At 43.2% G+C, this 23,698-nt stretch carries 23 protein-coding genes and 1 pseudogene; 16 read left to right on the top strand and 8 right to left on the bottom strand.

The window, feature by feature from the left end:
- Positions 1-2: 2 nt before the first annotated feature.
- The 4 genes from rsxD (at position 3) to nth (DXX93_RS12935) (ending at position 3,226) form a co-directional block, all read left to right on the top strand.
- Positions 3-1,067, top strand: coding sequence for an electron transport complex subunit RsxD (gene rsxD, locus DXX93_RS12920; RefSeq protein WP_116008459.1), 1,065 nt, complete (start codon positions 3-5; stop codon positions 1,065-1,067).
- Positions 1,064-1,696, top strand: coding sequence for an electron transport complex subunit RsxG (rsxG, locus tag DXX93_RS12925; protein WP_116008460.1), 633 nt, complete (start codon positions 1,064-1,066; stop codon positions 1,694-1,696). The genes rsxD and rsxG overlap by 4 nt, the downstream gene beginning before the upstream one ends.
- Entirely contained in the window at positions 1,693-2,397 is a 705-nt protein-coding gene (locus tag DXX93_RS12930) for an electron transport complex subunit E (protein ID WP_116008461.1), read from the top strand. The genes rsxG and DXX93_RS12930 overlap by 4 nt, the downstream gene beginning before the upstream one ends.
- 139 nt (positions 2,398-2,536) lie before the next feature.
- Positions 2,537-3,226: an endonuclease III gene (nth, locus tag DXX93_RS12935; protein WP_116008462.1), complete on the top strand. Its 690-nt coding sequence runs from the start codon at positions 2,537-2,539 to the stop codon at positions 3,224-3,226.
- 197 nt (positions 3,227-3,423) lie between these two features.
- Here nth (DXX93_RS12935) and DXX93_RS12940 read toward each other — a convergent pair whose 3' ends face one another.
- Positions 3,424-4,227 (bottom strand): sulfite exporter TauE/SafE family protein, encoded by an 804-nt coding sequence (locus tag DXX93_RS12940; RefSeq protein ID WP_116008463.1) that lies wholly within the window; start codon positions 4,225-4,227, stop codon positions 3,424-3,426.
- 89 nt (positions 4,228-4,316) lie between these two features.
- Here DXX93_RS12940 and DXX93_RS12945 point away from each other — a divergent pair, with 89 nt between their 5' ends.
- The 5 genes and pseudogenes from DXX93_RS12945 (at position 4,317) to DXX93_RS21125 (ending at position 8,277) form a co-directional block, all read left to right on the top strand.
- On the top strand, positions 4,317-5,096 hold the full coding sequence (locus DXX93_RS12945) for an AraC family transcriptional regulator (RefSeq protein ID WP_116008464.1): 780 nt from the start codon (positions 4,317-4,319) through the stop codon (positions 5,094-5,096).
- Positions 5,097-5,249: 153 nt separating this feature from the next.
- Positions 5,250-5,882, top strand: a complete 633-nt coding sequence (gene nth, locus DXX93_RS12950) for an endonuclease III (protein WP_116008465.1) — start codon at positions 5,250-5,252, stop codon at positions 5,880-5,882.
- A 59-nt stretch (positions 5,883-5,941) separates the two neighbouring features.
- Entirely contained in the window at positions 5,942-7,024 is a 1,083-nt protein-coding gene (locus DXX93_RS12955; protein ID WP_116008466.1) for a threonine aldolase family protein, read from the top strand.
- Between the two features lie 90 nt (positions 7,025-7,114).
- Positions 7,115-7,352: pseudogene (locus DXX93_RS12960) on the top strand (endonuclease III); the annotation flags it as partial.
- A 370-nt stretch (positions 7,353-7,722) separates the two neighbouring features.
- A complete protein-coding gene (locus DXX93_RS21125; RefSeq protein WP_116009949.1) occupies positions 7,723-8,277 on the top strand; it encodes a type II secretion system protein in 555 nt (184 codons plus the stop codon).
- Between the two features lie 179 nt (positions 8,278-8,456).
- Here DXX93_RS21125 and DXX93_RS12970 read toward each other — a convergent pair whose 3' ends face one another.
- Positions 8,457-9,065, bottom strand: coding sequence for a TetR/AcrR family transcriptional regulator (locus DXX93_RS12970; RefSeq protein ID WP_116008467.1), 609 nt, complete (start codon positions 9,063-9,065; stop codon positions 8,457-8,459).
- A gap of 445 nt (positions 9,066-9,510) precedes the next feature.
- Here DXX93_RS12970 and DXX93_RS12975 point away from each other — a divergent pair, with 445 nt between their 5' ends.
- The 3 genes from DXX93_RS12975 to DXX93_RS12985 are packed head-to-tail and all read left to right on the top strand — an operon-like array spanning position 9,511 to position 11,123.
- Entirely contained in the window at positions 9,511-10,281 is a 771-nt protein-coding gene (locus DXX93_RS12975; protein ID WP_116008468.1) for a hypothetical protein, read from the top strand.
- An 11-nt stretch (positions 10,282-10,292) separates the two neighbouring features.
- Positions 10,293-10,766 carry a GNAT family N-acetyltransferase gene (locus DXX93_RS12980; protein WP_181902221.1) on the top strand — a complete coding sequence of 158 codons (474 nt, stop codon included), beginning with the start codon at positions 10,293-10,295 and terminating at the stop codon, positions 10,764-10,766.
- 57 nt (positions 10,767-10,823) lie between these two features.
- Positions 10,824-11,123 (top strand): SelT/SelW/SelH family protein, encoded by a 300-nt coding sequence (locus DXX93_RS12985; protein WP_116008470.1) that lies wholly within the window; start codon positions 10,824-10,826, stop codon positions 11,121-11,123.
- Between the two features lie 159 nt (positions 11,124-11,282).
- Here the strand turns inward: DXX93_RS12985 and DXX93_RS12990 are convergent, their stop codons facing one another.
- A complete protein-coding gene (locus tag DXX93_RS12990; protein ID WP_116008471.1) occupies positions 11,283-12,080 on the bottom strand; it encodes a redoxin domain-containing protein in 798 nt (265 codons plus the stop codon).
- A gap of 232 nt (positions 12,081-12,312) precedes the next feature.
- On the opposite strand from DXX93_RS12990, the gene DXX93_RS12995 reads away from it, so the two are divergent.
- Complete coding sequence (locus tag DXX93_RS12995; RefSeq protein ID WP_116008472.1) at positions 12,313-12,729, top strand: VOC family protein; 417 nt, start codon at positions 12,313-12,315, stop codon at positions 12,727-12,729.
- Positions 12,730-12,948: 219 nt separating this feature from the next.
- A complete protein-coding gene (locus DXX93_RS13000) occupies positions 12,949-14,742 on the top strand; it encodes a bifunctional diguanylate cyclase/phosphodiesterase (RefSeq protein WP_116008473.1) in 1,794 nt (597 codons plus the stop codon).
- An 82-nt stretch (positions 14,743-14,824) separates the two neighbouring features.
- On the opposite strand, the gene DXX93_RS13005 is transcribed toward DXX93_RS13000, so the two are convergent.
- The gene (locus DXX93_RS13005; protein WP_116008474.1) at positions 14,825-15,952 is read right to left on the bottom strand and encodes a pyridoxal-phosphate-dependent aminotransferase family protein; all 1,128 of its coding nucleotides are present in this window, start codon (positions 15,950-15,952) and stop codon (positions 14,825-14,827) included.
- Between the two features lie 187 nt (positions 15,953-16,139).
- Here DXX93_RS13005 and DXX93_RS13010 point away from each other — a divergent pair, with 187 nt between their 5' ends.
- Entirely contained in the window at positions 16,140-17,540 is a 1,401-nt protein-coding gene (locus tag DXX93_RS13010) for a M28 family metallopeptidase (protein WP_116008475.1), read from the top strand.
- A gap of 93 nt (positions 17,541-17,633) precedes the next feature.
- On the opposite strand, the gene DXX93_RS13015 is transcribed toward DXX93_RS13010, so the two are convergent.
- The 3 genes from DXX93_RS13015 to DXX93_RS13025 form a co-directional block, all read right to left on the bottom strand.
- Complete coding sequence (locus tag DXX93_RS13015) at positions 17,634-18,494, bottom strand: DUF4437 domain-containing protein (RefSeq protein WP_116008476.1); 861 nt, start codon at positions 18,492-18,494, stop codon at positions 17,634-17,636.
- A 341-nt stretch (positions 18,495-18,835) separates the two neighbouring features.
- Positions 18,836-20,089 carry a hypothetical protein gene (locus DXX93_RS13020; RefSeq protein ID WP_116008477.1) on the bottom strand — a complete coding sequence of 418 codons (1,254 nt, stop codon included), beginning with the start codon at positions 20,087-20,089 and terminating at the stop codon, positions 18,836-18,838.
- Between the two features lie 24 nt (positions 20,090-20,113).
- A complete protein-coding gene (locus tag DXX93_RS13025) occupies positions 20,114-20,647 on the bottom strand; it encodes a GNAT family N-acetyltransferase (protein WP_258872665.1) in 534 nt (177 codons plus the stop codon).
- A gap of 166 nt (positions 20,648-20,813) precedes the next feature.
- On the opposite strand from DXX93_RS13025, the gene DXX93_RS13030 reads away from it, so the two are divergent.
- Positions 20,814-22,673, top strand: coding sequence for a DUF885 domain-containing protein (locus DXX93_RS13030; RefSeq protein ID WP_116008478.1), 1,860 nt, complete (start codon positions 20,814-20,816; stop codon positions 22,671-22,673).
- A 123-nt stretch (positions 22,674-22,796) separates the two neighbouring features.
- Here DXX93_RS13030 and DXX93_RS13035 read toward each other — a convergent pair whose 3' ends face one another.
- Positions 22,797-23,639, bottom strand: coding sequence for a mechanosensitive ion channel family protein (locus DXX93_RS13035; protein WP_116008479.1), 843 nt, complete (start codon positions 23,637-23,639; stop codon positions 22,797-22,799).
- Between the last annotated feature and the right edge of the window lie 59 nt (positions 23,640-23,698).

Consider the following 23,698-nt stretch of genomic DNA (forward strand, 5'->3'; position numbering starts at 1 on the left):
CCATGGCATTTTGGATAGCAAGCTCCCCCCATAACCACATACAAAAGCAAACGTCAGCGCTAATGCGCTTGGTTATTCTCGCCACCATTCCTGGCATTGCGGCACAATGGTATTTTTTCGGCTGGGGTAACCTCATTCACATAGGCTTGGCAGTAATTACTGCCCTGTTGTGTGAGTTTTTAGTGTTATCACTGCGCGATAAACCAATTAACACTGAGCTCTTTGATGGCAGCGCCATTTTAACGGCAGTGTTATTGGGCATTTGTTTGCCCGCAGTCGCTCCTTGGTGGATTTCGATCATTGGCGCAGCATTCGCCATTCTGATCGTCAAGCAGCTTTATGGCGGACTGGGTCACAACCCGTTCAACCCTGCGATGGCGGCTTACGTGATGTTGTTAATATCTTTTCCTGTGCAAATGACCACCTGGTTACCGCCAGCACCACTGCTCTCAATTGAATACAGCTTCAATGATACCTTGTGGATGATTTTCACTGAAAGTACCAGCCTAGGCTACTCAGCCGAGCAGCTGCGTACCCACGTTGATGGCTTTACCATGGCAACGCCGTTAGATACGTTAAAAACGACGATTGCCACAGGCTTTACATTAGCAGAAGCAGCAAAATCGCCTGTCTTTGGCGAGCACTTTGCGCTTGGCTGGGAGTGGGTTAATTTAGGGTTTTTAGCTGGCGGCCTATTACTACTGGCTAAAAAAGCCATTCCCCTTTCGACACCATTAAGCTTTTTAGCGAGCTTATTTGTTTGCAGCCTAATCGCTCATTTAATTAGCCCAGATCTCAACCCTTCAACCATGTTTTACTGGTTATCGGGGGCAACAATGCTCGGTGCATTTTTCATCATCACCGACCCTGTTTCAGGTGCAACAAGTGTTAAAGGGCGTATAGCTTTTGGCGCCCTTGCCGGTGCCTTGGTGTTCTTAATCCGAAAATTTGGCGGCTATCCAGACGCCGTCGCGTTTGCTGTGTTGCTCTGTAATATGGCGGCACCGCTGATTGATGTTTACACTCGCCCGCGCACTTTCGGACATCAAGCAGGAGGCAACTCGTGAAACTAGCCATTACCAAGAACGCCAAAATTCTCGCGCTATTTGCGATTGCTTGTACTGCCGTTGTTGCCTTGACCTTTGAGCTAACGAAAAATCGCATTAAACAACAAGAGCAGAAACAACTCTTGAGCACACTGCACGCTGTAGTGCCTGATGATATTCACGACAATGACATGTCACAGCGCTGCGTTAGCATCAATGACCCGCTACTTGGCACCGATGAAAATCAGCTCGCTTATCTCGCAACCCAAAATGACGCCCCTGTGGCAGCAGCAATCACCAGCGTTGCACCTGATGGCTACAGCGGAAAAATATTCTTGATGGTCGCTATGCACATTGATGGCAAACTCGGCGCAGTACGTGTATTAAAGCATCAAGAAACACCTGGCTTAGGTGATAAAGTTGAAGAGCGAAAAAGCGATTGGATTTTCAGCTTCGACAACCGCAGCCAAGCTGAACTCGCGAGCAGCCGCTGGGCAGTGGAAAAAGACGGCGGCATGATTGATCAATTTACTGGGGCGACTATCACACCTCGCGCTGTGGTTAAAGCCGTTAAAAATACAACGACATACTTTGAGCAACACAAAGCCACACTATTTCAACGAGAAAATGCCTGTGAGGTTGAGCAGTGAAATTAACGCAAGAATATAAAGAACTGGCATGGCAAGGCTTGTGGAAAAACAACCCAGGGCTTGTGCAATTATTGGGCCTGTGTCCGCTACTTGCCGTAACCTCAACGGTTACCAATGCGCTAGGTTTAGGACTGGCGACTTTGCTGGTATTGATCGGCTCTAACGCAACGGTATCAGCAATTCGACACTGGGTGCCAAAAGAAATACGCATCCCTATTTTCGTGTTGATCATTGCGGCTTTTGTAACCTGCGTTCAATTATTAATGAATGCTTTTACCTACGGTATTTACGAATCACTTGGTATTTTCTTACCACTGATTGTAACTAATTGCGCCATTATCGGCCGCGCGGAAGCATATGCCTCGAAAAACCCAATCAAGCAAGCGAGCTTTGACGGCCTGATGATGGGTCTTGGCTTTGCCGCTGTACTCGTTGTTTTGGGGGCAATGCGTGAATTACTAGGCCAAGGTACGTTATTTGACGGCGCAAACTTACTCTTTGGCGAATGGGCAACCAGCTTGCGCATTGAAGTATTGCACCTAGACAGTCAGTTTTTATTAGCCATTCTCCCCCCCGGTGCCTTTATTGGCATGGGCTTTCTAATCGCGATTAAAAACTATATTGATAGCCAAGCCGCAGCGCGCCAACCTGCACCAGAGCAACAAGAAAACATTGAGCGCGTGCGCGTCAACTTTGACTAGTAAGGGACTAAAGCTACAACTAGCACTGAACTCACCAACGTAGAAACACGCTGAGGTGAGTTCTTATACGCCTTGGCTAGAGGCTAAAACACAGCGCCTGCTTCCCCCAACAGCCAGAAAAGACTAGAGAATTTATTGTATGACGAACACGCTTAAACCCGTTTCAAAAAAGGAAAAAGTACAGGCAATCATTGAGATTCTTGACGAACTTTATCCAGAAGTCCCCATCCCGTTAGATCACACAGATCCCTACACGCTCTTAGTTGCTGTACTCTTATCCGCCCAATGCACCGATGAGCGCGTTAATCAAATCACCCCCAAGCTCTTTGCTAAAGCCAATAATCCCTACGACATGGTGAAAATGACCATTGATGAAATTAAAGCTATCATCAAACCGTGTGGCTTATCACCAATGAAGTCAAAAGGCATTTGGCACCTGTCACAAATGATTATCGAGCAACACAACGGCGAAGTGCCGCAAGACCTCAAAGCGCTTGAAGCCATGCCAGGTGTTGGTCATAAAACCGCGTCGGTGGTAATGGCGCAGGCCTTCAATGTACCAGCATTTCCCGTTGATACCCACATTCATCGCTTGATGTATCGCTGGGGCCTATCAAATGGCAAAAGCGTAGAGCAAACAGAGCGCGATGGTAGACGCTTATTCCCCAAAGAAAGATGGAACGACTTGCACCTACAAATTATCTACTACGGCCGAGAATATTGCCCAGCGAGAGGCTTTAACTTAGACAAGTGTATTATCACTCGCCAATATGGCCGCAAAAGCTTTATTAACGAAGTGCTAAAAGAGCAAGCCAAAAAGCAGAAGTAAAGTCAGCGCTACCTAAACACTCTCGCACACTTATGCAGACAGCAAAAACAGGTGAATCGCATCAGTTGCAGCGCACTTTTTAAAGAATACTGGCGAGAGTTTAAGGATAAACAGAGTAAGCTGGCCCATTCAGCATCTAGCAGTAATCGGCAGGTTCACCTATAAAAATAATAGCTTACTCACTTTTTAGGCCCCCTCTAAAGTAAAAGCAACGTCATCTTAACGCTCAGTAATATCAGTAAAGCGGCGAATATTTTCTTTAATACGTCAACAGGTAAATAGTGTGCGGCTTTTGCGCCCAGCGGAGCGAAGAAAAAGCTGGTGATTGATATAAAAATAACCGCAGGCCAATACACAAACCCTATCGTGTGAACCATTGCTAATTCGGCACTCCAACCGTTAAGTAAATACCCCAAAGTTGCAGTCACTGAAATAGGTAAACCTATCGCAGCTGATGTGCCAATAGCTTTTTTTACATCAACACTGTGCTTTACCAAATAAGGGACAGTTAACGACCCTCCCCCAATTGATACCAACGCAGACATTGCCCCAATGCCGTTTGCGGTATAAAACATATTAGCCTTGTCTAAAGTCGGTTGTGTTTCTACGTGAGCCTGACCTTTTATCATGCGCATCGCAGTCCAAAACATAAAGCATGAGAATAATATCGCCAGATAAAGTGAATTTATATACGAGGCGATATAAGTTGCGGCGAAAGTACCGAGTACAATGCCAAGCGACATAACCTTGACAATATCCCAGACAACCGCTCCTTTTTGCTGATGAGCACGCAAGCTAGAGAATGACGTAACGATAATACAAGCCATTGAGGTACCCAGTGCAATATGCATCAGGTTATCGCCCCCTGCGCCTGTCCATATAAAAAAATAAGATAGCGCTGGTACTAATATGCCGCCACCACCCACGCCAAGTAAGCCAGCCAAAAAACCAACCACGCTTCCCAGCGCTAAAAACACTAAAATAGCACTTACTTCTAACATGTTAACCTCGTCTATCAAATGAAGTTGTTCATGCTAATCAGTAAATCAAATGGTAAGGTATCGACACCGAGTAAACATATGTCGAATTTATGCCAACCATTCCTCCGTCTATCGAAAGTGAACAACGCTTAGACAGGCCAGTCAAAGTCGTTAACCGATCTATTGCCAGTAACACAGTCGTCAAACGGCACAGCCATGACTGGGGGCAATTTATCTACGCTAACAAAGGGGTTTTGTCTGTGGTAACAGACACTGACCGATATATAGTACCGCCCGAGCAAGGTGTGTGGGTGCTCCCTAACATTAGCCATGAAGTCACAGCGCTCACAGAAGTCGAACTCACAAGTTTTTATATTGGTAATGATGCAAACAATAAACTCCCTAACGAGTGTTGCGTATTTGAAATTAATCATTTTCTTAAAACACTCATTCTGGAAGCAAAAAGCTGTCGCAATGACTATCAAAGCGATGATGCAGACGATTTATTGCTGTCACTCATTCGATTAAAACTAGCCATCGCGCCAAAAGTTAAGCTGCAACTCCCTTACCCGCAAGACAAACGACTACTTACTATGCTCTCAATTATCCAAAACAACCCGGCAAACAAGAATAATCTAACGCAATGGGGAAAGGTTGTTGGCGCTTCAAGCAGAACACTATCTCGACTATTTAAGGCAGAAACAGGGCTTACCTACAACGCTTGGCGACAAAGGCTGAATGTGCAAATTGCCATTAGCAAGCTAAGTCATGGTGACGCAATCTCAAACATAGCGAGTGACCTTGGCTACGAATCCCCGTCTGCATTTACCTATATGTTTAGAGAAAATACTGGGGTAACGCCAAGCTACTATCGCGATAAAGGGCAATAGCTACCTAAGGCGATATTTAGCTACTGGACAGCAGATTTACCTATTAAAATGTTACCATTCGATGTCCGAGTAAACATAGACTAGCAAGGCACACTAGTCACCTTACTCATTAATACCATCGCAGAATAAGAAAACCAATCACAGATAAGAAAAATGAATAAAGAAAAACGCTTGGAAATTCTCACTCGGTTAAGGGATGACAACCCGCACCCTACTACCGAACTTAACTTCTCAACGCCTTTTGAACTGCTAATCGCGGTATTACTATCAGCACAGGCCACCGATGTGGGTGTTAATAAGGCCACTGAAAAGCTTTATGCCGCGGCAAATACACCACAGGCCATATTGGATTTAGGCTTAGACAAGCTTAAAGATTACATAAAAACCATTGGCCTGTTTAATACTAAAGCCGAAAACACCATCAAAACCTGCCAAATGTTGGTGGACTTACATGGCGGCGAAGTACCAGAAAACCGCGAAGCACTAGAGGCACTACCTGGCGTTGGCCGTAAAACTGCTAACGTTGTGCTTAACACCGCATTTGGCTGGCCGACAATTGCCGTTGATACCCATATCGATCGCGTCTCAAATCGCAGTAAATTTGCTATGGGTAAAAACGTAGTAGAAGTAGAGCAAAAGCTTTTAAAAGTCGTACCAAAAGAATTTAAAGTCGATGTTCATCACTGGCTGATTCTACACGGCCGTTATGTCTGCACTGCCCGCAAGCCAAAATGTGGTTCGTGTATTATTGAAGATCTATGTGAGTTTAAGGAAAAAACGGAATAATCAGCAGTTTTCTCTATATGTAGACTGTTAGTTTTCAACACTGAAGAAAAGGATACTAGATGTACAAAGGAATTTTACTCGGTCACCCATTAATGTCGGAATGTAATAAGTTCTTAACTCGCCACAAGCCACTCAGTCATAGGCAGTGGCTTGAAAGATTGGCGCAAAGTCCAGAATTAGACCAACAGATTGACTTCTTTGGTACAGGGCCGACAGTTGAGTTACTTGAGCAAAAAGTAGCAAATATTTTAGGAAAAGAGCGCGCGCTTTTTGTTCATAAAGGTATGGTTGGTCAGCATAGTGCATTGCTGCACTGGTCATCACTTTCTAATTTCAAAACAATTGCGATACACCCTCAATCACATATGGAAGTTGACGAAGAGCTTGCTTACAAAGAGCTGCTAGGGTTAGAAGCCGTTATGTTCGGCAAACCTGATAAAGCAATTGACGACACAGATATCAAAAAACTCCCTAAAGACCTTTCTGCTATATGTGTAGAATTACCTACTAGAAGAGCCGGGTTTAAATTACCTACATGGCAATCGCTCATAGATTTAAAGCAATTCTCAATAGAGAATAGCATTCCATTGCATATCGATGGAGCTAGGCTTTTGGAGGCCGCATGTCACTATAAAAAACCATATGAAGAAGTTGCCGCACTTGGAGATTCCGTATACATCTCTTTGTATAAAACACTCGGTGCAGCGGCTGGCGGAATTATTGCTGGAAATGCAGATTTCATAGAGCAAATAAAGCCTTGGAGAAGTCGGTTAGGCGGGGATTTTTTTACGGCATTTCCTTATGTATTGACCGCTTTATGGGGGATAGAAAACTATTTGCCGAGAATTCCAGAATTTCATGAACGAGCGCTCAAATTGAGCAACTCAATTCAACAAGTGTTTGGCTCCCAAGCGATTCCTTATCCTGTACAGTGCAATGGATTTTTAGTTGAGCTACCTATTGAAGCGGATGAATTAGAACGCAAAGCACTTGCGCTCGCTAAAACTGACAAGATTTGGTTATTCGACAGAATTGTAAGCACAGGAGGTAAGAGCTGCCGCTTTGAAATTCAAGTAGGAGATGCGTTAGATGATTGGCAAGATCAAGAGCTGATTGAGGTGTTAACCAACATTTTACGTTAATCATCACAATCTAAGTAAAATGCTGATATAGCGTGATTTTAGGTCTTAGTAAATGTTTATTTACATCTACTTTCACTATCGTTTGGCTAACCAACAATTGCCGTTGATACTCATATTGACCGCGTCTCAAATCGCAAAAAATTTGCCATGGGTAAAAACGCAGTAGAAGTAGAGCAAAAGCTTTTAAAAGTCGTGCCAAAAGAATTTAACGTTGATGTTCATCACTGGCTAATTTTTACACGTTCGTTATATGTGCACCGCTCTTAAACCCAAATGCGGTTCGTGTATTATTGAAGATCTTTGTGAATATAAAGATAAAACTGATTAACGAAACCTCGAAATAATAGACTAGCCGCTATTGGCAAAAAATCGGCTAACACACAATGTGTTAGCCCGTATGATGTAACGCGAAGAGCAGGCTTATATACCCAATTGAGCAAGTGAGGTCACTAACCACTCATCCGACCTGTTTGAATCGTGCAAAATAGCAATATTATTTTGCTTCATGATTGTCTAAAATCCACCGCCGACGATTGACTGAAAAGACAAAGTTAACCACAAATTCTTTAAGTTTTTCGGGCAGTTGTCAAAGTGTTGATAGTGATCAATATCTTTATTTGTGGCTTTGAGTAAGATGCATGTCCACAATCGAATTGATTAGTCATAAATAAACAAACAAAACTAAAGGTATTATTTTGTTGGTTAATAGCAGTTCCCCAAAAGTTCAGTCGCAAAAAGGTTTTACCCTTATCGAGTTAGTGGTTGTTATCGTGATTCTCGGTATTCTAGCAGCGGTTGCTGTTCCTAGATTTATTAATCTTAGTAGAGATGCCCGCATTTCCGCATTAGAAGGAATGGAAGGTGCACTTAGAGGCACAATAGAGCTCGCCAATGCAAAAGCGACTATCGAAAATGCCACTTCTGGCTCAGATACTATCGCCCTACCTACTACTCCGGGCAGTTCACAAACTGTCAACGTACCGTTATTAAATGGTTTCCCACTTGGCCGTTGGAACGAATCGCTTAGGCATTTTGTTAACACTAACAATATTAGAAACTTGGACACTCAGCCACTTAGTGCAAACGAGGCCTGCCCTGATGATTGGTGTGCAGTGAGTGATGGCGGTTTAGTCGACATTGTCAGAATTATTCCACAAGGGATAAATGCTGGTGAAACCGAGTGCTCTGTGAACTACATTGGCCCAACCGCTGGCACACCGCCGCTAGTTCGCTTACTAAAAGACAAATGTTGATAAAACATACCTAGGTCAATCGCGCTTAGCTCGTTAAGTTAACACTAAAACCTAGCAATAAAACCTAACATTAAAACAAAAATGCCGCTTTAACGCGGCATTTTTGTTGGTCTTTCCAAACCCAATGTAAATCACAAACCGCTACAGCCCAAACGGCAGCAATTATGCGATAGAGCAGCTTATACAACTTGATACTTAGCTAAAAATGTTTCGAGGAATTCTTGCGTTAACTGCTCGGTACGCTCTTTTTCTTGAGGCCCCTGCAATAATGCCATCCAAAAAAATGATGATGAAAACATTGACCAGAACACTTCAGCAGCAAGTGTGATATCTCGGATCGCTAATTTGCCATCATCAACCGCCGCTTGCAGCCAATGATGTAAACCATCTTCACTTTTATCGGTATTTTGCATCACGCGCTCTGCAATTTCTGGGTGCGTTAGCAAAACCCCGAATGCCATACGCATAAAGCTTAATTGCTTAGCATCTTGCGAGACCGCAATTTTCAATTGGGCAAACTGGCGCAGTTGCACTGCTAAAGAAGTCGCTGGCTGATAATCAATTTGCTTTTGCTCTTCATTGGCAACAATAAACCGAGCGATAACCGCATTAAACAACAATTCTTTGCTAGCGAAGTGATTGTATACGGTGCGTTTAGACGCACACGCGCGCTCTGCGATATAGTCCATGCTGGTGCGCTCATAGCCAAGCTCAATAAAGCACTCAATAGCGGCATCTAGGATCGTATTTCTTTTTTTACTGGTATCGCGGCGTTTAATTGCAGACAACTTCTCGACCTCATATTATTTTACACCTCACAGTGTAATTTAGCTTATTCTATGATTCAACTCAGAATAACCTAACTACACTCTTGAGTTTACTTTTTGTTATCATCGAAATAAAAGTAAAGCATTAAAGTAAAGTACCTAGGTTAAACACCTGAGTATTACGGCAAAACCAAAGGACAGCTATTCATTGCATCAGTGACGACGATAAAATCAAGGTTATTCAATGAGCTTTGTCGAAGGCAATAAAATTCATGCAAACTGGCGCTCGATTAAACGAATACCGCCAGTCAATTGCGTTTTCACTCACTAGAAATAAACAGGGACTCGGACTAACTTTTAGCAACTCACAAATATTTATAAAATTCAGTGATATAAGTTGTTTCTATCACACTAAAGATTTGATAGCTTTCCATTTCACGAGTTTTGTTTGTATGGAAAAATAATAATGCGTTTAGAGAGCGAATACATTATCAAGGGAATAGAGATCCTTGTTGGTTTAGCATCGGGCTATTTAACTTATAAATTAGCCGACGACGGCTCTTCTTTATCCGCCTTGCTTAGCGTAGTTGTCGGCCTACTCAGTACCTTAATCATGGTACTTTTTGTAGAAACCTATCGCCAGCATGCGGATATTAAAGATGTAAAATCCACCTACGAGCAACTGATCAAAATTATTAGTGAATCCAAGCACCAAGTCGAACAAAAAATGTCGTACATTCTAAAATACGGCATCGTCTCCTTTGAAGATAGAGACATGCCAAGTGTTTGGCGAGAGCTACTCTGGAACGTCAAAAGTTGTTACTACGCGACTAACTATATTCGAAGCGATGATATTTACAACAATCCTTGGGCGGATGCTGCATTAGCCATTCAAAAAGCCAAAACCTTTGGTGAAAACGTCGATATTAAAAAGGTCTTTATAGTTGACTCAGAAGACGAATTAGCGCGGCTAATGCCAACAATTGAAGCCCAAAAAGACGCGGGTATTAACACTCGTTATATTCTTAAAAACGATATTGAAAATTCGATCACCTTAAAAGCAGAATCAAATGAAATCGAATCCATTGATTTTGGTATTTTTGACGATAGCTCAGTGTTTATTTGGAAACTCAAGGAGCGCTCGTTTGTTGGTGGCGAAATTAAGCTAAAATCAGAAGAATTAGTCAGGTACAAAGCCTTTTACAATCATATGTTCAGCCAAGCAACACCAATCTAAACGCCATGAATATGCTTAAACCATTACCCATTCAAGCGCGCGATGAAATTCACACATGGGGCCATTACCCAGAAATTTTTCGTGACTTAGACTACGCCATTCAACCGGGCGGTTGGCTAGACACCATAGCCAACAAAGCCACTTGCCATGCATTTGGTTATTACACGCCAGATCTGGTCGGGCTGAGCTTGCTGGATGTTTTTGAAGGTGGACAAGCAGAATTCTATATCGCGATTAAACCAAGTTGTTTGAACAAGGGTTACGGCAAACAATTCATGATAGCGACCATTAACAAAAGCTTCGAACTTGGCTTTGAGAAGCTCTTCCTCAAAGTTCGGCTAAATCACCAAGTCGGTATCGCACTCTACCAAAAGCTTGGATTTGAAAACCAAAAAACGGTTGCAATGGAGATTAATGGTGAGCCAACCCTCTTCTATCTAATGGAGTTAAATAAGGCGGTTTACCAAAACAGTATTGCGCGATAGAGGCTTTGTACTTGTATACTAGCCACTTTCATTTATAACTTTTTTAATTGCCCCAAGATGAACAAAATTGAAATTACCTACTGCGCTAAATGTCGCTGGTTACTTCGCGCCAGCTGGATGGCACAAGAAATTCTCACTACCTTTGAAGAAGAAGTTGACGAGGTGAGCTTAAAACCCAGCACTGGTGGTATTTACGAAATTGTGGCCAACGGCCAACTCATTTGGTCACGTAAAACCATGGGGCGCTTTCCCGAAATAACAGAGTTAAAGCAAGCCGTTCGCGATGTTGTTGCGCCAGCGCGAGACCTTGGCTGTATTGATCGTAAAACAGCCAAAGCAGCCAAAGCAGCCAAGTAAATACTATTTTATTATGTCTGCGCGGCCTAACCTGCTCTAAAGCACAGAGAATTCAAGCAGCTTAAACTGAAATTAATCGCATCGGCTAAAACACAATAAATGATAGCGATAAGCGCTCATGCCTGATTGTCGCTCGTTCGCTTTAAGTAAGTGCACAGCCTAACTAAAACTGTTGGAAACGGCGGCTAAAATGCGCTCTTCACTCGCACGAATACGATAGTCATCCGATTGATCTATCCAAACGATTTTGCCACTTTCATCAACCAGCAGACTCGTTGGGATCGCCATAGCTTTGAAGCGCATTTTCCACGGCAAAGGCATCGCAATACCAAACACAGATAAGGTATCTTGAGCCGATGCCCCAAGGCCTTTGTGATGCTCTACGCCGTATTGACGAATAACCCTGAGATCTTGATCTGATACCAGCGTACAAGTCAATTCATCGCGCACTTTATGCTGCGCTTGCTGTTCACTTGTGTCATTGGCAATGGCGATGAGTTTGATGCCGTATTGCGTAAGCTTGGGTTGCATATCGTCAAGCATTTTAAGCTCGGCAGAGCAGTATGGGCACCACGAGCCACGGTAAAATTTTATCAAACTGCGCTGACCCGCCAGCGTTTTTGAATCAAACTCACCGCTGGCAAAGGGCAACAGTGGCTCACCTAGGCTAACGTTAATATCACCGAGCGGCGTCTTTCGTGTTGCGAGAAAATACGCAAACATACCAGCAGTTGATAAATTGTTGAACGTCAGCGCAATAACAACAATGGTATTAAGATTTAGAGCGAATGGGTGAGCAGCCAAGGCGATCACTGAAAACACCGAGCTCAGTAGTAATCCCCCAAGCAAAAATAACGGCTGTCGCGGTGTTTTACTCTGCTTTACTTTAACAAAGTACTGCACCATTGCGACTAACAAAACGGCCAAGCCGACCACGGCAAAAGCTAATGAGGACATCAGATAAAGCAACCTTATAAGTCAAACGATTAAACCAATCATGAATTGATTACCAGATTATTGCAACAAACACCCTACCGACAGGTACAAAACATACATTTTTCACAACGCTGAACTGGCAATGTAAACCTTTCATATCGCCTTTCTCCTTGGTTTCCTGCCACTTAGCGCTATAATTGCGATGTTTTGATGGCTGAATTTCAGCCGTTTGCTTGGAACAAAAGAGACCGCTATGAAACTATTACATACCATGGTGCGCGTGCTAGATATCGACGCATCTCTGCATTTTTACTGCGATTTACTGGGCTTAAAAGAATTGCGTCGCCACGAAGTGCCGCAAGGTCAATTTACGCTCGTTTTTTTGGCGGCTGAGGAAGGCGGCCATGAAATTGAATTGACTTATAACTGGGGTGAAACAGAGCCTTACAGTGATGGCCGAAACTTTGGCCACCTAGCCCTGCGCGTTGAAAATATCTACGACACTTGTCAGCGATTGATGGATGCAGGTGTCACCATTAATCGTCCGCCACGCGACGGTCATATGGCGTTTGTGCGCTCACCAGACGGTATTTCTATTGAGCTATTGCAAGAAGGTAACCTACCGCCACAAGAGCCATGGGCAAGTATGGAAAACACTGGTACTTGGTAGCAGCTAACCTAAGTATTGGCTAACGAATGTTTATCGCCAGCACGACAACTTTTTTAAAGTCAGTTACTCACTGACTTTTTTTGTGAGTTAAATTAGCAATTTACGAGTACCAAGTTAGGTTCTTTGTCATTTTTTAGTCATATAACTTTCATATCATCAAGGCTAAATTAGCAGCAGCACTATTGCTTTTGCGCCACCATGTTGTACCCGTAGGCCTTTATGAAGTGTTCAGAGATAACCCGTTCGCAGCTAGAATTATTAATTCAATCGCATAACTTTCTTTGCTTTTTCCAACCTATTTTCGACGTTCACCAAACCACGGCTATCGGCTATGAAGCTCTGATTCGCAGCCCTTACCCTGCCCCGACGTTTAATCCTGCAGAGCTGTTTGATAAAGCTTTTGAATACGACTTATTGGCAGAGTTAGAGCAGTGCTGCCGCCGCATCGCCATCAAACGATTTGTTGAGCTAGACTTAACTGGCCTGCTCTTTCTCAACGCCAGTCCGCTCGCCATTGAGCAAACCAAGCACAAAGCCAGCACCATGCCTGCTATTTTGCTGGACTATGGTTTAGATCCACAGCGCATTGTGATTGAAATTACCGAACGTTATGAAGCAACCAATGAGAACCTGTTACAAACGGGGTTACAGCGATATCGAGATCTCGGTTTTAAAATCGCAATTGACGATTTGGGCACTGGCCACTCTGGGTTAAAACAATGGTCAGAAGTGAGGCCCGATATTGTCAAAATCGATCGTTATTTTATCAGTGGCTGCCAACACAACATTGTTAAGCGCGAGCTGATCAGAACTATTTTCGAATTAGGTAAAACCACTGGCGTCAGCGTGATCGCCGAAGGTATTGAAAATGAAGATGAATACCTATTTTTGCGCAAACTGGGCATGAAGTATGCGCAAGGGTATTTGCTAGGTAGGCCGCAACATGAACCCATAACTGAGCTGCCAAACATATTTATCGACAAGCCATCACAAGCCACGGGGACACAGTCAAGCACGCAGTTTGAGCTAAGTACGCTTGTTCAGCGCATTGAGCCTATTAGTGCTCAAGTATCGTGCAAGGCCGTCTATATCCAGTTTAAAAGCGACACTACTCTAAAAAGTATTGCCGTTGTCGATAATGCACAAGTACCTATTGGTATGGTCTATCGCGATGAGCTGACCGACTTACTGTCGTCGGATTATGGCCACGCACTTTACGATAAGCAGCCAATCAGCAAAGTAATGCGTCAAGTGAGCTTGATGGTTGATGAAAACTCAGATCTAGATAACGTCAGTAAGTTTATTACCGATCACAGTGAATTTGATTTACATCCAGAGTTTATCGTCACCGCTCACGGAAAATACTCCGGCTTGGCAAGCGTGCGCTCAATACTCAAGATGATGACCGAAGAAAAAATTATGCACGCTCAACAGGCTAACCCTTTAACTATGCTGCCGGGTAATATCGTGATTGAGCGCAAAGTTAATCAACTAATTAGCCATAAACAGAACTTTCAGCTGGCCTACTTCGACCTTGATAACTTTAAACCGTTTAACGATGTTTATGGTTATGCGGCAGGCGATCAGGTCATTAAATTAGTCGCCGATGTCATTGTTGAATACAGTAATAAGCACAGTAAGAAATACCATCAAGACAGTTTTATCGGCCATGTTGGCGGCGATGACTTTGTCGCTGTTTTTCAATCTGGTGACGCCTTTGCCTGCTGTCAGGAAATTCTGTTAGTTTTTGAAAAGCGTATCATTCAGTACTTTGCATTGGAGCATGTCAAGCAATCAGGTTACTTTGCCGTTGACCGCGCCGGCAACTATAGCCTCATTCCTTTGTTGTCGCTTTCCTGCGGCATTATCAGCCCCAATATTGACTCAATTAACTCAGTTCACGACGTCTCATTACAAGCCAGTAAAGCGAAAAAAGTTGCTAAAGAAGCCACGCGTGGTGAAGTGGTGATGTTGCTTCATCGGGAAACTCAAGCGCTTGACTACATGAAATAAAAAAACCACCCATGCGGTAAAAAGCACTTTGGGTTTTTACCGCGCTGGATGGTTTTTAAGCGATTTAAAGGTAGTATAAACTTTACTTAAACTTATTGATCGCCTGCTCTAATGCCGCTAAGCACAAGGTGACGTTTTCTTGGCGAGCAGCAAAGCCCATCAAGCCAATGCGCCACGCTTCGCCAGCAAATTGCCCAAGGCCAGCACCAATTTCAAGATTAAATTCGTTTAATAAGTACGAGCGCACTTGTGCATCATCAAGGCCAGTTGGAATTTTAATGGTGTTTAACTGAGCTAAGCGCTCATTTTCCGGTACGATAAATTCAATGTCTAACGCCGCTAGACCTTCAGCCAGTTTGTTATGCATGTTTTGATGACGTTGCCAGCTGTTTTCAATACCTTCTTCGTGCAGCATCACCAAGGATTCATGCAAGGCATAAAGCGAATTAACAGGCGCGGTATGGTGGTATGCGCGCTTACCATCGCCAGACCAGTAACCCATCACCAGTGATTGATCTAAGAACCAACTTTGGATTTTATCCGTACGGCCTTTTAATTTTTCGACCGCTTTTTCACTAAAGCTAATGGGCGAAATACCCGGTACGCAAGATAAACATTTTTGGCTACCTGAATAGATGGCATCAATTCCCCACTCATCGACTTTTAACTCGCTGCCGCCTAATGATGTTACCGCGTCAACAATCGTTAAACAGTCGTGTTTAGCCGCAATTTCACAAAGTGTTTTCGCATCAGAGCGCGCACCCGTAGAAGTTTCAGCGTGCACAAATGCCACAACACTGGCGTCTGGATTCGCTTTTAAGGCATCTTCTAATTGTTGTGGGTCAACTGCTCGACCCCATGGTGAATCAACAACAACTAACTTAGCACCGATACGCTCAACATTTTCAATCATACGAGCACCAAATACACCGTTGCGACAAACAACAACCGTATCTTGAGGTGTAACTAAGTTGACAAAACAGGCTTCCATACCCGCAGAGCCTGGAGCAGAAAGTGCAATTGTGTATGGGTTTTTAGTTTGGAAAGCATATTGTAAAAGCGCTTTAACCTCGTCCATCATAGTGACAAATTTAGGATCGAGGTGACCAATAGTTGGTCTCGCTAAAGCAGATAATACACGGGCACTTACATCCGAAGGGCCAGGGCCCATCAAGGTACGTTGCGGTGGAATAAACGAAGAATAATTCATAGCAATAATATCCGATATTGTCTTTTGGGCAATGTAACATGTGAATACGCCATCAATTAAATTAATCCAAACTATGTAACGTATTCACAAATTTTATTTTATCTATTGCAAACTAAGCGTTTATCGCGCTTGTCGACAGTTTGAAAAATAGTAAGATTAGATCAGCCTAAAGTAAACAATAATAACCATGATGAAATTCAAACATTTAGCCAGTTATTGCTGTGTGTTGACAGCCACATTAGCTTTTATTAGCCAGCCAACACATGCAGAAACGTCACATAATGCCGAAATATCTGCACCTCAAGACCACATCATTTCACTCGCCAACATTAAAAAAGATATTGAGTTTTTAGCAAGTGATGCACTGAAAGGTCGCAAAGTATTTACGCCGGAACTAGACCGAGCGGCAAATTACATCGCCGCCCGCTTTAAACAAGCCCAACTTGAGCCTTTTAAAGCAAGTTACCGCCAGCAGTTCGATATTTACAATATCAAACCAGCTGCTTTAGCGGTGACGCTTAATGGGAAAAAAGTGCCCGCAGAAAAGCTCGCATTGGCAAGTACCGCGAAAAGCTTGAATTGGACTGCGAATAGTAAAATCGTGACGCATGTTGTTGGCAAAGAACAAGACCTGCGCCAAACACTGAGTAAGATTAACCAGCAAGGGGACGACCATTTCCTTGTTATTCACCCTAGCCACCAAGACTTATTTCAACGTTATCAAGCCTATTTTGCAAAAGGGTTAACCAAGCTAAACAATACCCCAACAGGCACTATTTTGATGGTGCTTGACGATAGCCAACAGATTGATGAATACAGCGCATCGGGCAGCAATGCAATAACCACAAAGGCACTAACCAATGTTATTGGTGTGTTGCCGGGCAAAACCAAACCTGAGGAGGTTGTGTTGTTTACTGCTCATTATGATCATATTGGTACTCAGCTCAGTGCCCACAAAAGTAGTGATGAGCACAGCAATACCAAGGTTCAACAAGACCTTATTTATAATGGTGCTGACGATAATGCCTCAGGTGTAGCGGGTGTGCTTAATCTCGCTAGATATTTTGCCGCAGCGAATAATAATGATCGGACACTAATATTCGTCGCCTTCACCGCGGAAGAAATTGGCGGGTACGGCTCCAAGCACTTTGCTAAACATTTACCAGCAGATAATGTCGTGGCTATGGTGAACATGGAGATGATTGGTAAAACGTCTAAGTTTGGCGCAGGAAAATTATGGATGACAGGCTTTGAACGCTCTAATCTAGCGGCAATTATGAATCAAGCAATCGCGCATCAAGCTCACTACATTCAAGCAGACCCTTACCCTGAGCAGCAACTATTTTATCGCTCGGATAATGCCACGTTTGCAAGGCTGGGCGTGCCAGCACACAGTTTTAGTACGGTTCAGCTCGACCAAGACAAACACTATCATGCAGTTAGCGACGAAGTCGCGACATTAAACCTAGCCTCACTTGAGCAAGTGTTAACCACAATTGCCAAAGGTATCACGCCAGTTGTTTCAGGCGTCGCAACCCCGAGCCGAGTTGATTCCGCTAAAGTTGCCGGTGAAGGTAAAATTTATTAACGCTCACTGACTAGGTATCAAGTGACGCTGAGCTCAAAAAGGAAGCACACCATGCGCTTCCTTTGTTTTTGTGGTATTAAATAAACGAACAAGCTAATTGCTGGTATTTAGCATCAGATGGCCATCGGTGCGAATATAAAGAATGGTTTCGTGCGCACTATGAAGCTGGTAGTTATTGGACTGTTCAGCACCAAAATAGCTACCTGGCGCTAAACTTTTCACTTTGTTGGCATGACTTACCTTGGCATTATTACCATCAACCAAATGGCTATCAACTAAACCTAGCTGCCCTGTAATGACAACCGCTCTAAATTCTTGAGCGCTACTAATTAATTGTCCGGCAAAGCCTGCGGGGAGTTTAATCAGCGAGCCATTAATTTCACCTTTGCTGGTATTTCCCCACAAGAAAGCGCGCTTGCCCGCACCATATGGCTGCCATACCAAGTTATTTGCATGAAGGTTAATCGGCGCTTCACCATTGTTAAACGCTTGGTTTGACGGCTTAACTAAATAGGGGCCGCGATCAATTTCTAGATAAATTAAATTGCTCTCGCCGTCGGCTGCAGTAATGTGGTCTTCGCCCGCAGGTTGCGTCCAGTAAGATCCTGTTGGCATCCACATTCTTGCTGCTGTAGGGTCGTCATTATGCAATAAGCCGTTAATAACAATACCGCGATAGGTAATATTGTGAATATGTGGTGGTGAAAAAAACCCTTTCTTAAACCTAACTAACATACCTGTTGCTGTATCTTTTGTACGATCCCCCCACAAATTTGCGGCACCGGGGCTTTTGTCACCGCGCAGCGGGTTTAGGTAACCCCAATCAACATTTTCAGCTGACACAATTTTAGCGTCACTTGGAGCCTGATTCGCCACCATCGGGGTTGCAAATGTTGTGTAGCTAAACAGTGAATAAAGCACTGCGCTGGCAATTGCTAACGTGTGATTGGGCATGGAAATAACCTAGGTACGACAGATGAATAAGGCAGCAGAGGCTAACCTATTTTCCAACAACCGATAATCAATAATATGCGTAAACAGATTTAATGTTTTGTTAAAAGTAAGGTGCCTGCATTGTTAGCATTGGGTAATACAATAAGGTGATGGCTTCCGAGACTAGCCAACACTGCGTTCTTTGATCACCACAGGTGTTGAAACTAACGACATATTTGAACGCTCAATGAGGTGAACAATAGCCTCAATATAACTCTCACTAGTGCCGTATTCCAACGTTACAAATAAACGAGCTTTGGCACTGCCATAAGGCAGTTTGTTCAGGTCTGAACTAATTCAGCTTATAGATCAAAATATTGATCCGATGTACTACTCTCAAAATCGCCATCCACTTTTGAAAAAAACCACTGCTGTTGTTGATTGAGCCTTTCAGAAAGCATTTTGCCGACTATTTTGACCGTTTTTCCCTTATCGAGGAAAGCTTCGGCAGCAGCCGTTTCGTTTAGTAGTAGCTCTAAATGTTCCGTAAAATTAAGGTCTATTGCTTTTTTTGAACGCGCAGAAAATTTTCTCCAAACTATAGCCTGCGGTGTATTATTTGATTTTAAATCATGATACTGCCCGTTCAGTATAGCAGCTTTGTCTACTAGCAGGTCCTTAATTGCAGCCAGCGTCTTGTCATCAAAGCTAAACTCGGCATCAGGTATATATTCTTGATAAAGTTTTAGTAGTGTGAATGCATCTTTGTTTTGTCGCGCATCTGACAAACACTGCATTAATTCTTTTCGTGCTGCTTTTTGCGCTTTGTCCTGAGCTTTATCGGGGTGAAGGACAGATGCCAATCGCTTATACATTTTATTGAGTTGGCTGGATTTAAACAGTTGGTCAAGCTCTTTTTGTCTTTCTTCTTCCATGTCTTGCTGGTGATTATTGTGAAAGAAGGACTCGAAATCTTCGTCGTTATCAAAATCATCTTGATCCCTGTTTTGCTCAGTGTACTCACCTTTTCTATTTTCGTCCTGAAACTCTGTTTCTTGCCGGCTATAAAGTTCATTAAACTTCTGCATCGCCAACTCTTTAAGCAACTCAGGTTGGCGTGCTATTTTTGTTAATTCTTCGTCAGAAAAATTAATTTTTCCATCAAACATGTCGTTAAACATGGTTCGCATATGAGCAATCGTATCCTCATCTACATCAATGCTTTTTAGCGAGTGACTAAGCCCGTTTTGAAATAGAACTCTCAACTCCCCAATATCAACATTGCCAATAAATGGGTGATATTCAATATCTGAAATTTCCTCCTCAATCCACTCAATTAATGCTTGCTGTTGGGCATGAGAAAAGGACTTCCTTGGCATAAAGCTGATCAAACGTTTTGCTTTATTGGCTATAGCCAAACAATAGGCATGCTCATATGGTTCAATACGCTCAACAAACTCCAGATAAAGCTTAGCTTGCTTGTTCACTAAGTTTTGATTACGCTTTTCATGTTTCTTTATTTTCTGCCACAAATGATTTAAATACTCATAACTGGTGTCATTTTCTGATTTACTCGATTTTTTATTGGCTTGATTAGTAAATACCAGTTCATTCATGACTAATTTCCCCTGATTGGTTTTCTATTTGCTATAGCGCATAAAATGCTGAAGATTATCTGTGTTTTCGATAACGAAACCATGACGTAAATAGAGCTGCTTGGCTGGATTATCATGTAGCACATTTAACGTGATGGTGCGGTGCTGCTCGCTCGCTTTGCGCTTACACACTAACAGCACTTTATCGCCAATGCCTTTGTTTTGATACTGAGGCAAAATTTGAAATTGGCGTATGTGTAAGTTGCCATTTTCCACACCTAATTTGATAAGACCGACGGTAGCTTGCCCAAGCTTGATAAGGTAGGAATCACTAAAGTGCTCGTGAACACGTGCGACATGCTGCTCATCACTGAGTTTTAACCCCGCTTTCAACAAATGCTCTTCCATGGTTAGCTTACGCAAATAGGTCAGAAAGCCGACATCTTGGTAGGCCGCTTTAACGAACGAGATAGTGCCCGTTGATTGACTGCCGTTAGCCGCAGTTTGAGCAATTTTTTCGGTGGTACCTTTTGCTTTAACGGTATTGGATTGGTTAGTTGTCGAGTGTGCAGATGTCACGAGTGCTTTTTCATCATACAAGATAGCGATTTTCGCGCCAATATCGCTAATTTAGCGTGAATATTCAACCGTTAGTCTTAGCTATTCGGCTTTTTGTCGCGCATTTCTTGATTTTAATAAATGTAACAAGGCAAACTCGGTGGGTTAACATAACGAAGGAAGCACAATGCAATTTAACAAGTCACTATTAGCTTTAGCCCTCAGTACTGCCGTTCTAGCAGGCTGTGGCTCAGAGCAATCAACAACAACGACTGCACCAGCGGCAGAAAAGGCGACAGAAAGTACTGCTCAAGTTGCAGCCATGCAGCAAACTGAGTCGGAAAAAGCCAATGCCCTATTCGATCAAATCTTTGACGAAGGTATTGACCGCAACCCTATGATGCAAACCTTCTTAGGTATCAAAAAAGATTACGACAAGTGGAATGACATTTCAGAAGAAAACGCGTTAAAAGAACTTGAAATCACTAAGCAAGATTTAAAGCGCATTCAACAACTTGACGTAAGCAAGCTAGACGCACAAACGGCGGTGAGCTACGCCCTGCTTGAGCAAAAGCTACAAAAAGAAATTGATGACTTCAAATGGCGTCATCACAGTTATCCAGTCAACCAAATGTTTGGTATACACTCACAAGTACCTGCGATGCTGATCAACCAGCAAAGTATTGCCGATGAAAAAGAAGCAAACGACTACATTGCTCGTGTTAATGGTACCAACAAACTGATCAACCAATTAATTGACCAGCTAAAAATTCGTGAGCAAAAAGGCATTATCGCGCCTAAATTCGTATTCCCACACGTCATTCGCGACTCTAAGAACATCTTGGCAGGTGCGCCATTTGAAGCTGGCGAAGACGGTACCATCTTGGCTGATTTTCGCAAGAAAGTGAATGCACTCACGTTAGATGACGCCAAGAAAGCGGCATTAATTAGTCAGGTTGAAAAAGCGCTTACCGAGCAACTTGAGCCAGCGTATCAAGCCCTAGTCGCTTATTTAACCGAGCTTGAGAAAAAAGCAGACACGCGTGATGGCGCTTGGAAATTCCCTGACGGCGAAGCATTTTTCAACAATGCCTTAAATCGCACAACCACGACAGATTTAACCTCTGAGCAAATCCACGAAATTGGTTTAAGCGAAGTCGCACGCATTCACGATGAAATGCGTGCCATCATGAAAAAAGTAAACTTTGAAGGTGACTTAGCCGCATTTTTCGAGTTTATGCGCAGTGACAAACAGTTCTATTACAACAGTGACGAAGCAGGTCGTGCGCGCTACTTGAAAGAAGCAACAGCGTATATTGATACCATGAAAGAGCGCTTAGACGAGCTGTTTTTAACTAAGCCCAAAGCAGGGTTAATTGTTAAAGCGGTTGAACCATTCCGCGAAAAATCTGCGGGTAAAGCTTTCTACCAGCAGCCAACACCTGACGGCTCTCGCCCGGGCATTTACTACGCTAACTTGTACGACATGGAAGCAATGCCAACCTACCAAATGGAAGCCTTGGCTTACCACGAAGGTATTCCCGGACACCACATGGAAATCGCCATGAAGCAAGAGCTAGAAGGTATTCCCAAGTTCCGCAAGTTTGGCCGCTACACAGCTTACACCGAAGGCTGGGGGTTATACTCAGAAATGATCCCGAAAGAAATCGGTTTCTACCAAGACCCTTACTCAGATTTTGGTCGTTTGGCAATGGAGCTATGGCGCGCGTGTCGCTTAGTCGTGGATACAGGCATTCACGCGAAGCAATGGACACGTGAACAAGGTATTGAGTACTACGTCACGAATACGCCAAATGCAAAATCTGACGCGGTGAAAATGGTAGAGCGCCATGTGGTGATGCCGTCACAAGCAACTGCGTACAAGATTGGTATGCTTAAAATTGTTGAGTTGCGCGAAATGGCTAAAGCAAAACTGGGTGACAAGTTCGATATTCGCCAGTTCCACAACGTCGTATTGAGCCAAGGCCCAGTGCCACTGAATGTGCTAACCGATATGGTGAACGAATACATTGCCCAAAATAGCTAAGACAACATCACTAAGACAACATAGCTAAGCCAAAGTAGCTAAGAAAAAGTAGCAATACTTAACAATGACTAGCGCGTGTCCAGCAAACTGTACACGCGCTTTTTGTCTGCTTTGAAAACCGCGTTATGGCCTTGCGAAAGCGTCATTCCCTAAAACCTGTACATTTTGTGTGGGTGTCGGCATCGTAAATTCCGCTTGTTTAAGCGCCTGATAAACGGATAAATTCAATTGAAATCGCTGTGCAAAATACTCAGCAGTTGGTACCCAACAGCGATACACCAAATGAAAACCCAGCGGTGAAAAACGATCTATGCCCACCTGAATTTTTACCTCTTCACTGACCTTGTTTTGCAGTGTGCTTTGAATCAGCGCAATGGCCTGTTCCGGATCAGCGTCATAACCAATGGTAATTTCAGCTTCCATCAGCTTGTTTGCTTGGCTGTTGTGAAAAATCTCCCCCACCACTTCTTTGTTGGGAATAAAGATGCGCTCTCCGTCTTCATTGCGCAGCACTGTCATCGCTAACTTTATGTCATCAACAATACCGCAGCGCTGTTTAAGTACAATAGTGTCTCCTAATTTATAAGGTCGAGTCAGAATAATGGCAAGCCCTGCCCCATAGTTAGAAATTGGCCCTTGAATCGCGAGACTGATACCAAAGGTTAGTGCCCCAATAGCAGCAATTAATGGCGCGATGGTAAAACCAAGTTGGCTGACCGCCACGATAACAAATAGTAAAATAACGGTAGTTTTGGCTAAGCTACTGAAAAAACCGCTTAACGTCGCATCTAAATTGCGCTTTTCACACAACTTATGCACCAATTTGCTGACTTTTGCGGCAAGCCACCAACCGATAATCAAAATAACGACCGCGCCGAGAATCTGAAAACTATAAGTGACGATATACTCAGCAATTAAATCATATAGCTTTTTGACTTGTTGTAATTGATCCGCAGCTTCTTCCATGTTGTTCTCCCAACAGTTTTTATTAATTATTTACAACTCTTGATAATAATTGGGATATG

It is taken from the genome of Thalassotalea euphylliae, assembly GCF_003390335.1.
Taxonomy (GTDB): Bacteria; Pseudomonadota; Gammaproteobacteria; order Enterobacterales; family Alteromonadaceae; genus Thalassotalea_F; species Thalassotalea_F euphylliae_B.